Genomic DNA, 11,492 nt, shown 5'->3' with positions numbered 1-11,492 from the left:
TCACTATGTAATAATAGATGTTGTGGCAGAGTACCTATCTGGAGAAATAAGGGTTGGCTCTGATGCCCTTGATTTAAAGTGGATTAAATTAGAAGAAGTAAAGGATTACCCTCTTCCAGAAAGGGTAAAGGATGCCATAGAAAAAGGAAGGAGAGTTCTTAAAGATGGAGAGGGGAGATCTAACAGATAGGGAAAAAGATATACTTGAATTTATAGTTGAATCAAAGAGAAGAGGAATCACTCCCACTGTAAGGGAAATTGGAAGAGAAGTTGGTCTCTCCTCCACAGCAACAGTCTTCTTCTATTTGAGAAGACTTGAAGAAAAGGGTTATATAAAAAGAAAAAGAGGGGCAAGGTCAATAATAGTGACTAAGGACGTGGTCTCCTCCTTTCCCATTGTTGGAAAGGTAAAAGCGGGGAAGCCAAATCTTGCCGTTCAAGATATTGAGGATTACATTAAACTTCCAATAGATAGAAACTTACATCCAAATGCATTCTTACTTAGAGTTAGTGGAGATAGTATGAAGGATGCAGGGATACTTGATAATGACATGGTTGTTGTTGACCCTGACATTGAAGTTAAGGAGAATGACATATGTGTTGCCCTTGTAGATGGTGAGGAAGTTACAGTAAAGAGGTTCAAAATAAAGAGGGGTGAATCATTTCTCTTTCCTGAAAATCCAAAGTATAAACCAATAAAAATAGATAAAAGGATAAAGATTATAGGAAAGGTTATAGGGGTCTGGAGGAGGTACTAATAAACCCTCTCCAGCTTCATTATTTCAGAAAAGAGTTCAAGTTCCTCTGTATAATCACCCATTGAAAAAATGTGGTGGTTTCCTATAGGTCTTTTTAAGAAGTAATCTGACTTTGCCTTAACCTTTAACACTATCTGGGTTCTACACATCATCTCACTCCTAAGGTTTTTCTCTATCTTTGCCCTTGCAAAGAATATCCTGTTAAGACTATCTCCTCCAATTCTTGTTAGTGTTCCTATACTTCTGTCAAAAAATCCCTTTATACCAACTCCCTTTCCTGTTTCAAAGTGAGTCATCAAGGAAAAACTCTTAACCATCTTTAATGGAACAGTGCAGTGGGCAAAGTATAGATCAGTAGTTTCCTCCCCACTTCTATCAACCCATGCAATATTTCCCATAAAAGATGGTCTTTCTGTAAGCTTCTGCATTATATACATAGTTAGGGTTGAAGGGATGTCTCCTTCACAGCCAGCAGTTATTCCCTCACTTGTAAGAAGGGATAGAGCAACACAACCGGTGGTATCAAGAGGTTTTATAATACTAAAACATTCCATAGAAAGTAAATCCCACCCTCTCTCAACGGCAATCTTCTTTGTAGTCTTATAAACTTTGAGTGCCTTCCTTAATTCATTATCATCAATCTCAGTTATTTTAGTAGCTTTCTTTTTCAAATCAATGAGTATCTCATCTATGGAAGAATCATCACTTTTTTTAACTCTCTCTATAAATTTTTCTATGGGGTAAAAGTCAATATCTATACCAAATCTTTCCTTAACCACACTTTCATCGGGAGTTGATGCAATAAGCCAGAAACTTGGTTTTCCAATAACTCCCATCTTTTTCCCTTTAATCTCCTCTGTGAGTTTAAGGGTTTTAAGTGCTCTTACAAAATCTTTCTTTTCGCTTCTCTTATCCCACAAGAATATCCTTCCCTTCCCTTTAAGGTATGCATTTATCTCAAGTGCCGCTGGAAGAGAGTTGTTAAACTTATTAGTTATGAATAGATAGGGAGGAGAAAACTTTTTGTGAATTTTAAGAAACTTTCTCTCGCTCCCCCCTGTAACAACAAGAAAGATAACAAAATCATAATCCTCTCCCTCTTTAAACTCCTCCACCTCAATACCTTTTTTCTCAACAAAATCCCTTACTTCCTTAAGAAAGGATAACTCAATGGGCCTTCTTGTCTCATCAGAACTTAAAGGTATAAGACCTAATCTCATCCCTCACCTCTTATCTAAGAAACTTCTTCTATGATACATTGATAATCCATACTTTTCAATAGCTTTAAAATGCTTCCTTGTTCCATAGCCTTTGTTTCTATCCCATCCATACTCCTTAAATTCCTCTGACAGCTTCCTCATAATTCTATCCCTTACAACCTTGGCAACAACTGAGGCAAAAGATATGAGGGAAACCTTCTCGTCTCCCTTTATCATAGAGACAAGTGGGATGCTCTCTGTAAATATTGAATTGCCATCCACAACTATGAGTATATCTGATATAAAAATTCTCTCTGGAAAGAAAACCGAGTAATTTTCATAACTTTTTACAGTCTCATTTAAAAGTTCATCAAGGGAAAGCATCCTGTATGTTTCAACATCCAATTCTTTCTTATATAGAAATGGAAGTATGGATAGTTTCATTGCTTCAAAGGTGGCTGAGAGTATTCCCTCTCTATCTATAAATTCGTTGGATACAACGCCTACACCAAAGGGAAATTTTCCTTCAAGAATATAATCAAATATCTTCTCCCTTTCGTCTTCCTTTATTTTTTTAGAATCGGTAATAGAAATTTTTGGTAGGGAAAGAAGGGGAAATGAGGCTGCAACCACAGGACCTGCAATAGAGCCCCTTCCTGCTTCATCAACTCCTACTGGTAGTTTCAAAACTTGGGTATCCCCGAAGGAGTTTAAAGTGTTTTGGGGGCCAGAATATAAGTTCTGCCCTTCCTTCAAGTTTTTTGATCTCAATGGGACCAAATTCTCTTGAGTCAAGGGAGTTGCCTCTGTTATCTCCCATCAAAAATACCTCTCCCTGAGGTATTTCAATGGGTCCATATATTCCAGGGGTGGAATTTTTTATGTACGGTTCAATGAGTTTCTTACCATCTATAAATACAAAACCGTCCTTTATCTCCAAAGTTTCTCCTGGAAGACCAATAACCCTTTTTATATAATCCTTTGATCCATACGGTGGTTTAAATATTACAACTTCCCCCCTTTCTGGATCTTTGAATCTGAAAATGAATTTATTAACTATAATTATGTCGTTTTCGTATATGGTTGGATTCATAGAAGACATCTGAACTTTGTATGGCTCATAAATATATCTCCTTATAAGATATGCAAGACCAAATGCAATGGCAAAGGTTAGAATCCAGCTTACAACCTCTTTGAAGGTTTTACTCATGCATACTATTCCTTAGTCTCTTCCTCTTCTTTCTGTGAAATCTCTTCAGCCTCTTTATTTTCTAAATTCTCTTCAGCCTCGGGAGGTTTCTCTATCTTTTCTTCAACAACTTTCTTCTTCTGTTTCTTTACTTTGACTTTCTCCTTAACTCTTGCCTTCTTTCCTCTCAAACCTCTCAAATAGTAGAGTTTGGCTCTCTTTACATCTCCGTATCTTACAACTTCAATCTTCTCAATGGTTGGGGAATTCAGCGGAAAAACTTTTTCAACACCAACTCCGAAGGAATACTTCCTCACTGTAAAGGTTTCTCTTGTTCCACTTCCCCTTCTTGCAATACATATTCCTTCAAAAACCTGAATTCTCTCCTTGTTTCCTTCCTTTATCTTTATATGAACCCTTAGGGTATCACCGGGTTTAAAGTCAGGAATATCATCTCTTAAGAAACTGTTCTCTATAAGTCTTATCTCTCTCATCTTCTATCCTCCTTATAATCCAACTGACAATAAATTATATCAGATTTTTCATAATAAAACAAAAATATAATACCACAAAAATAAAAATTTGGAATTTCAAATCTCCTTAAACTTGTAAATTAAATAATTATTAGTGTAAAATGGTTATATGGAAGGAAACTTTGGTAAGAAGGAGGAGAATATATTATAACCATATTGGAAATAAACCCGAGAAGGAGGTTTCCATATGTTACTGTTACACTTATAATAATAAATGTAATTGTTTTCATATATGAAATGTTAAATCCAAACCTTCACATGCTCATATACAAATGGGGAATTGTGCCTAAAAGATTGTTCACCTTTGGAGGAATGGAGTATCTAACACTTATAACATCAATGTTTCTTCACGGAAATTTTGCCCATATAATAGGAAATATGCTGTATCTTTGGATCTTTGGTGATAATGTTGAGAATTTCCTTGGACCAGCTAAGTTTATATTGTTCTACCTTCTCTCTGGAATCCTTGCTGGTCTTATTCACTCAATAATGTATGCCTCATCCATGATTCCCACCATTGGAGCATCAGGGGCGATAGCAGGAGTTATGGGGGCATACTTCTATCTCTATCCAAATGCAAAAGTCCTCGCCCTTACCTTCCTCTTTTTCTATGTAACCATAATACCGGTGCCTGCATTCGTATTCCTTGGAATATGGTTTTTAATGCAGCTTATTCCTGCATTCACCTCCTTTGGAAGACTTGGAACAGGCATAGCTTTCTGGGCACATGTGGGTGGATTTGTAGCTGGCATAGCATTAATCATTCTCATGGGTGGAAGAAGGAGAAGAGATTACTATTATAATGACTATTGGAGAAGGTGGTAAGTATGAAGAGAACAAAGATTGTTGCAACTCTTGGACCCTCATCTTCTAAAGAGAGCGTCATAGAGGAATTGATAAAAGAAGGAGTTAATGTATTCAGAATAAATGCATCCCATGGAACACATGAGGAACACAGAGAAAGGATAGAGATTGTAAGGAAACTTTCAAAAAAATTAAATAAAAATATATCAATTCTTATGGACCTTCAGGGACCAAAGATAAGGGTTGGAGAATTTGAGAAAGGAGAGATTGAATTAAAAGAGGGGAATGAGTTTATCCTGACTTCAAAGGATATCTTGGGAAATGAAAAAATTGTATCTGTATCCTATAAAGAACTTCCGAAAGATGTTCATCCTGGAGTTCGTCTTCTTCTTGATGATGGCGCCCTTGAGCTTGAGGTTGTTGAAACAGATGGAGAGAATATAAAGACAAAGGTTATAAGGGGTGGAATACTGAAGAACAGAAAGGGGATAAATGTTAGAGGAGCGGAACTCAAAATTTCATCCATAACAGAAAAGGATAGAGTTGATATTGACTTTGGAATTGAGATGGCTGTTGACTTCTTTGCCCTCTCCTTTGTAAGGAAAGCTCATGACATTATTTCTTTGAGGAAGATTATAGAGAGCAAAGGAAAAAAAATACCAATTGTTGCAAAGATTGAGAAGTATGAGGCAATAAAAAACCTTGATGAAATAATTGATGCCTCCGATGGAGTTATGGTTGCAAGAGGGGACCTTGGAATTGAAGCACCAATTGAAGAGGTTGCTCTACTTCAAAAGAGGATAATAAAGAGAGCTTTGAGAAAGGGAAAATTCTCAATAACTGCCACCCAGATGCTTGATTCAATGATTGAAAGACCCTATCCCACAAGAGCAGAGGTTTCGGATATAACCAATGCAATTTTTGATGGAACAGACGCAGTAATGCTTTCAGGAGAGACTGCCTCTGGTAAGTATCCAGTAGAGGCGGTAAGGGTTATGAGAAGAATAGCAGAGAGAGTGGAGCCGGAACTACCTTATGAAAAAAGAATTATGGAGATGGAAAGAGTAGTCTCAGCAGTTATACCAGATTCCATAAGCTATGCTGGTGTCTTTGTTGCACTCAACACAAAAGCATCCTTAATAGTCACCGCAACAGAAACAGGAAAGACTGCCATAAGAATCTCAAGATTCAGACCAAATGTTCCAATACTTGCCATCACTCCATGTGAAAAGGTGGCAAAACTTTTATCTATTTACTGGGGTGTTTATCCTGTAGTGGTGGAGAGATTTAAGAATACTCAGGATATGGTGGAAAAAATTTCCCTTGAGACAAAGAAATCACCATTTGTAAAGAAGGGAGATTTGGTCGTGTATCTTTCTGGTGTAATTCCTGGAGTGGCAGGTGGAACAAACCTGTTAAGAGTGGAGAGACTATAATGGAGGAACAATTTAAGAAAAGGAGAAGGGAGATAGAGGCAGCAATCTTTATTGTCATAATAATTTTCTCCCTTTACTACTTTTCAGTACCCATATTAAAACTTGTAAGTCTAAAAAGAGAGATCACTCAAATAAAAAGAGAGATGGAGATTGAAAGGGAAGAGATTGTAAGATTGAAAAATGAACTAATTGAATCTAAAACAGATGAGTATGTTGAAAGGTGGGCTAAAGAGAACCTGAAGATGGTAAAGGACGGGGAGAAGATCTATATAGTAAAGGATAAGGATTAAGACCTATTTACAAACTTAGCTAAAAATTCCTTCTTAAACTCGTAAAATCTATCCTCTTTTATTGCTCTTCTTAGATCTTTCATAAAGTTGTACATAAATGTTAGGTTATGGATTGTTGCAAGTCGTGGTGCGAGAAGTTCCTTTGCCTTGAAGAGGTGATTTAAATATGCCCTTGTGTAGTTTTTACATGTAAAACAATTGCAATCCTCTTCAATCGGTCTAAAGTCATCCCTGTAATCACTCTTTGTTATCCTCATCCTTCCATTCTTTGTAAGGAGAGTTCTGTTTCTTGCAATTCTTGTTGGGAAAACACAATCAAACATGTCAACTCCAGCCTCCACTGCATCCATTATTCTAATTGGATCTCCCAGTCCCATAAAATATCTCGGTTTATTCTCTGGCATGTATGGAACAAACTCTTTTAGAAGCTCCCTTGTCTCCTCCCATGGCTCTCCAATGGATAATCCTCCAATCCCGTAGCCAGGAAAACCCTCTTCCTCAAGTTTATCCATGCACAACTTTCTTAAATTTATGTCAAGCCCTCCCTGAACAACAGCAAATAGATCTCCTCTCTCTTTATCCTTCACTCTTTTCCCCCTTATTGCCCAATCCACACTCATCAGTGAGAACTTCTTGAGTTCGTGGAAATCCACTCCATATGGAGGACATATATCCAGCGTCATCATTATATCCACACCGAGAAGTTCCTGAAATTTTACAGTGGATTCTGGAGTAAAGAAATGGGTGGAACCATCAAGAAAGGATTTAAACTCCACACCGTCGTCCCTTATCTTTCTTATCTCTGAAAGGGAGAGCACCTGAAAACCACCAGAATCAGAGAGAACAAGCTCATCCCAGTTCATAAAATTCTTAACCCCACCAGCCTTTTTTATTATCTCCTCTCCCGGTTGGAGATAGAGATGATATGTATTTACAAGTATAAGTTTGTATCCAATCTCTTTTACATCTTCAGATGAAAGGGACTTTACAGTGGCTTGAGTTCCAACTGGCATAAAAACAGGGGTTTCAACAACAATATCCCCTATCTTTAACTCTCCAAGCCTTATGTTTCCAAATCTCTTTTTTACCTTAAATTCAAGAATTTGCTACCTCCTCCTCTTCAAGGAAAAGTTCATCTGTTTCATCATCAAAGGAGAAGAGTTCTGCATATCTACCCCAATCAATTAGAATGTCCAGCTCCTTCTCTGCCTCTTCATGGGAGAGTTTTCTCTCAAGAATGTCAAGGAAAAACTCCTTTGAGATTCTTTTGTTTGCCTTGGATTTGAGAACTCTCAAAATCTGCCTTATAAGAAAAACATTTCTAAGGAGATTCTTTCTAAATATCTCCTTCTTTGTAAGAACATCTGCCTCTGAAAAAACTTTCCCATCCTCTGTAAGTTCTATATCACCCTGTTTATACCTTGTAAATCCAAGAAGTTCGGATGCCTCAACAAGGGGAAGAAGATCCTCTATGTCCATGTAGAGTTCACCACCAATCTTAAAGAGGTCAACTCTTCCTCCAAGATCAGAGATTAGTTCAACAAAACCGGTTATTGCACCAACTCTTGCTATGGGGATTCTTGGAATCTCTTTTGAGATTCTAAGTATCTCCCTCTCCTTTTCTATCTCACCTGCGGTAAGTATTGTGTAAACTCTATCAACTATGGATAAAAACTTTGTTGATGTTTTATCCCTCCAGTGGGGAATATCTACCTTTATCTCCTCCATCACCATCCCTGGATCCTTACTTATTATAATGATCCTGTCAGAAAGATACACAGCTTCCTCTATATTATGGGTTACTATGAGAATTGCCTTTGTTGGAATTCTCTTCTCAATCCAAAGCTCTAAAATATCACTTTTTAAGTTCTCTGCAGTTAGAACATCAAGGGCAGAAAAGGGTTCATCCATGAGGAGAATATCTGGCTCAACCACAAGCCCTCTCGCTATACCAACCCTCTGCTTCATTCCTCCAGAGAGTTCCTTTGGATATGCATTTTCAAATCCATCAAGACCAACAGTGTCTATCGCCTTTAAGACCCTCCTCTTTTTCTCCTCTTTGCTCATGTTCTTTGATATAAGACCAGTCTCCACATTCTCCTCAACTGTAAGCCATGGGAAAAGCGCAAAATTCTGAAAAACCATGGATACACCAGGATTCACATCTGTTATCACCTTATCTCTGTATATAACAACCCCCTCATCAGGTTTAAGGAGTCCTGCAATTATCCTAAGTAGTGTTGACTTCCCTGAACCAGAGGGACCGAGTATTGAAACAATCTCGCCCTCATTTATTGAAAACGTTACGCCTTTAAGGACATATATCTCCTTCCCTGTGGGCATAACAAACTTTTTTCCAATGTTCCTTACCTCAAGCAAACTCATATCCTTTACTCCACATGAAACTTTTCCTCAGAAAGTTTATACATTCTTCTCCAGAAGAGCCTATTAAATATTACAACAATTAGAGCCATAAACAAAGTAGCTGATGTAAGGAGAGGCATGTCTCCCCTTTCTGTGGCAGAAGTTATGATTGCTCCAAGCCCAGGAATCATAAATGTTTTTCCAGAAAATTTCACATACTCGGAGACAATACTTGCATTGAAAGCTGCTCCCCAGGCTGTTATTCCTCCAGTAACAAGAAAAGGGAAAATGGAGGGAATTACTATAATCCTCCACCAGTGAACTCCCTTTATTCTAAATATTTTACCTGCTTCAACAAAGTTTTTTGGAATTCCTGATGCTCCACCCATAACATTGAATAGAATATACCACTGGGTTGAAAGGAGCATCAGAAGTATGGAGGCAAAGGAAAGTCCTCCTCCAATCTTTATAAGAAACATAAGTAAGATGGGGAATATTGCTGTAGCTGGAATAGAAGCTATTATCTGAACAACAGGTTGAGCTACCTTTGAAATCTTTGGATTCATCCCTATCTTAACTCCAACAGGTATCGTCCATAGATAACCAATGGAAACGGCAGCAACAACTCTAAGAAGTGTAAAGAATCCTCCTTTAACTATCTCTATCCAATCACTTATACTAACCTTTGCAAGTATTGAAAAGAGGCCCTTTGCTCCAACAATGATAAGAAGAAAGATTAAACCTGAAAATATATAAGAGATGAGTTTCTTAATGAGTTCCATTGTGAAACTTTCCCTTCTCCTCTCAATCTCATCAAAGAAGCGTTCTATCTTCTCATTCAATGGGACAATCAATTTAGATGAAATAAATTCAAGTATCTTTGACCTTCTGTATAAATTCAAAATCGCAGAGTGTATCTCCTCCTCACCCTTCTCCTCCATTTTAAACTTCGTTGACCACGCAATAAGAGGCCTCCATAGAAGCTGGTCTATTAAAACTATAACGAGGGCAAGGGTAACTATTCCCCATATGGTCATCTTTATATTTCCTGATTCTGCAGATTTTGCAAGGAAAGAGCCAAGACCCGGAAGAGAGAATTTTTTATTTAACAAGGTGAATGTCTCACATGCCATAAGGAAGAACCAGCCACCAGCTACGGAAAGCATGCTATTCCATATAAGTCCAATTGCTGCATGGGGAAGTTCAAGTCTTGTAAATCTCTGCCAGAAGTTAAGCCTTGAGAGTTTCGCTGCCTCATCAAGTTCCCTTGGGATGGTTTTTAGGGAGTTGTAGAAACTGAAAACAAGATTCCATACCTGACCTGTGAAGATTAAAATTATCGATCCAAGTTCAAGACCAACCCTTGATCCATGAAATAGGGAAACCATGAAGAAGAGAACTGGTGGAAGGAATGAGAGAACTGGGATAGACTGGAGGACATCAAGAAGTGGAATTAAAAAAACTTCAAGGAATCTGTTTTTTGCTGCAATATAACCATAGATGAGGGCAAAGATGAAGGAGAGGATGAATGCTATAAAAACTCTTCCAACAGAGTAAAGAGCATACAGGGGGAGGAGTTTGAGAGAAAGTATCGTCTCTCCCCTCGCAGGAACAACTCCATATATAGCCCTTCCTCTAATGAGGAAGTAGAAGATTGCAAATACTACTACAAACCCAAGAACATCAAGGGGAGTTATTCCCTTACTTTTCCTCACTTCTTTATATTAACCCATGAAAACTTTCCTGATAAATGGCGATAATCTCATCAATCCCTTCAGGTTTTCTTGGTATTGGTTTTTTCTCCATACTATCCACAACCTCTCTTGCAAACTTCTCAAAATCCTTTTCATCCACCCCTGCCTCTTCAAGGGTGAGTGGAATCCCGAGAAGCTCATTCATATCAAGTAAAAGTTCTGGAAGAATGTGGGCATCCTCAATGTCTGTACCAGAATACTCAGATATTATCCTTACAACATTTGCCATCTTCTCATAACAGGCAGGTATATTATATTTCATCACATATGGCATGATAATGGCATTGGCAAGACCATGAGAGAAACCATACTTCATTGTTAATGGATAACCCATTGAGTGAACAAGTCCTGTTCCAGCCTCTGCAATAACCATTCCAGCCACCATTGAAGCGTAGTGCATCATTTCCCTTGCCTCAAAATCTCCTTCATGGAAAACACTTCTTGGGAGAAAGTCAAAGATCACCTTTATGGATTCATAGGCAAGAGTATCGCTCACCGGGTTTGATTTAAGGGAGAGTAGACCCTCAAGTGCATGGGAGAGAGCATCCATCCCTGTGTCCCTTGCAAGTTCCTTAGGCATGGATAAAGTAGTTTCTGGATCAACAAGGGCAATATCTGGAAATATGTATTCTGACCCAACTGCAAGCTTTCTTCCCTCATATGTTAAAACTGCGTATCTTGTAACCTCAGAACCTGTGCCAGAGGTGGTTGGAATTGCTATAAGTGGAGGAATCTTTTTTTCAACCTTTTTCTCTCCAAGAAGGAAGGGCACTATCTCCTTATAAACTGCATAGATTCCTATCCCTTTGGATAGATCCATTGGACTTCCTCCACCAATGGCAATTATAAAATCTGATGAAGTGGAAAGAAACTTTTCTCCACCCTTTTCAACAAGATGAACAGGAGGATTGGGAATTGTTTCATTAAAAATCTCATATAAAATCCCGTTCTTTTCTAAAAGACCGACCACCCTATCCAGAAGTCCACTCTCCTTTGCCGATCTTTTCCCTGTTACAATAAATGCCTTCTTTCCAAACCTTTTGCTTAAGTTTCCAACCCTTTCAACCTCTCCTTTCCCAAAATAGACCTTCGTCGGTATAAAATACTTAAATTTCATCATTCCCTCCTTTTTCCTCTCTTAATGAAATTTTACCATTTATAGTAT

Annotated in this window: 13 protein-coding genes; 5 read left to right on the top strand and 8 right to left on the bottom strand. The window is 38.1% G+C overall.

Features of this window, described 5'->3' with window-relative positions; translation table 11 throughout:
- The coding region (locus tag J7J33_04640) for an NUDIX hydrolase (protein MCD6168574.1) at positions 1-190 on the top strand (190 nt) is incomplete at its 5' end.
- Positions 165-758 carry a transcriptional repressor LexA gene (lexA, locus tag J7J33_04635; GenBank protein ID MCD6168573.1) on the top strand — a complete coding sequence of 198 codons (594 nt, stop codon included), beginning with the start codon at positions 165-167 and terminating at the stop codon, positions 756-758. The genes J7J33_04640 and lexA, both read left to right, overlap by 26 nt.
- Here the strand turns inward: lexA and J7J33_04630 are convergent.
- Genes J7J33_04630 through rplS form a run of 4 tightly spaced genes read right to left on the bottom strand, consistent with a single transcriptional unit; the run spans position 755 to position 3,640 of the window.
- Complete coding sequence (locus J7J33_04630) at positions 755-1,978, bottom strand: hypothetical protein (protein MCD6168572.1); 1,224 nt, start codon at positions 1,976-1,978, stop codon at positions 755-757. The two genes, lexA and J7J33_04630, sit on opposite strands and share 4 nt — an antisense overlap.
- A gap of 3 nt (positions 1,979-1,981) precedes the next feature.
- Positions 1,982-2,644 (bottom strand): ribonuclease HII, encoded by a 663-nt coding sequence (locus J7J33_04625; GenBank protein ID MCD6168571.1) that lies wholly within the window; start codon positions 2,642-2,644, stop codon positions 1,982-1,984.
- Positions 2,622-3,167: a signal peptidase I gene (lepB, locus tag J7J33_04620; protein ID MCD6168570.1), complete on the bottom strand. Its 546-nt coding sequence runs from the start codon at positions 3,165-3,167 to the stop codon at positions 2,622-2,624. The genes J7J33_04625 and lepB overlap by 23 nt, the downstream gene beginning before the upstream one ends.
- A gap of 5 nt (positions 3,168-3,172) precedes the next feature.
- A complete protein-coding gene (rplS, locus tag J7J33_04615; GenBank protein MCD6168569.1) occupies positions 3,173-3,640 on the bottom strand; it encodes a 50S ribosomal protein L19 in 468 nt (155 codons plus the stop codon).
- A gap of 183 nt (positions 3,641-3,823) precedes the next feature.
- Between rplS and J7J33_04610 the strand changes: the two genes are divergently transcribed.
- Genes J7J33_04610 through J7J33_04600 form a run of 3 tightly spaced genes read left to right on the top strand, consistent with a single transcriptional unit; the run spans position 3,824 to position 6,209 of the window.
- Positions 3,824-4,504 (top strand): rhomboid family intramembrane serine protease, encoded by a 681-nt coding sequence (locus J7J33_04610; protein ID MCD6168568.1) that lies wholly within the window; start codon positions 3,824-3,826, stop codon positions 4,502-4,504.
- Positions 4,505-4,506: 2 nt separating this feature from the next.
- Entirely contained in the window at positions 4,507-5,919 is a 1,413-nt protein-coding gene (gene pyk, locus J7J33_04605) for a pyruvate kinase (GenBank protein MCD6168567.1), read from the top strand.
- A complete protein-coding gene (locus tag J7J33_04600) occupies positions 5,919-6,209 on the top strand; it encodes a septum formation initiator family protein (GenBank protein MCD6168566.1) in 291 nt (96 codons plus the stop codon). The genes pyk and J7J33_04600 overlap by 1 nt, the downstream gene beginning before the upstream one ends.
- On the opposite strand, the gene tgt is transcribed toward J7J33_04600, so the two are convergent.
- The 4 genes from tgt to J7J33_04580 are packed head-to-tail and all read right to left on the bottom strand — an operon-like array spanning position 6,206 to position 11,444.
- Positions 6,206-7,312 carry a tRNA guanosine(34) transglycosylase Tgt gene (gene tgt / locus J7J33_04595; protein MCD6168565.1) on the bottom strand — a complete coding sequence of 369 codons (1,107 nt, stop codon included), beginning with the start codon at positions 7,310-7,312 and terminating at the stop codon, positions 6,206-6,208. The two genes, J7J33_04600 and tgt, sit on opposite strands and share 4 nt — an antisense overlap.
- On the bottom strand, positions 7,305-8,594 hold the full coding sequence (locus tag J7J33_04590) for a nitrate/sulfonate/bicarbonate ABC transporter ATP-binding protein (protein ID MCD6168564.1): 1,290 nt from the start codon (positions 8,592-8,594) through the stop codon (positions 7,305-7,307). The genes tgt and J7J33_04590 overlap by 8 nt, the downstream gene beginning before the upstream one ends.
- A gap of 5 nt (positions 8,595-8,599) precedes the next feature.
- Positions 8,600-10,288: an ABC transporter permease subunit gene (locus tag J7J33_04585; protein MCD6168563.1), complete on the bottom strand. Its 1,689-nt coding sequence runs from the start codon at positions 10,286-10,288 to the stop codon at positions 8,600-8,602.
- 4 nt (positions 10,289-10,292) lie between these two features.
- On the bottom strand, positions 10,293-11,444 hold the full coding sequence (locus J7J33_04580) for an iron-containing alcohol dehydrogenase (protein ID MCD6168562.1): 1,152 nt from the start codon (positions 11,442-11,444) through the stop codon (positions 10,293-10,295).
- Between the last annotated feature and the right edge of the window lie 48 nt (positions 11,445-11,492).

The sequence above is a fragment of the Caldisericia bacterium genome, assembly GCA_021158845.1.
Taxonomy (GTDB): Bacteria; Caldisericota; Caldisericia; order B22-G15; family B22-G15; genus B22-G15.
Note: the sequence above shows the minus strand (reverse complement) of the source record. Positions and strands in the feature narration are given on the sequence as shown.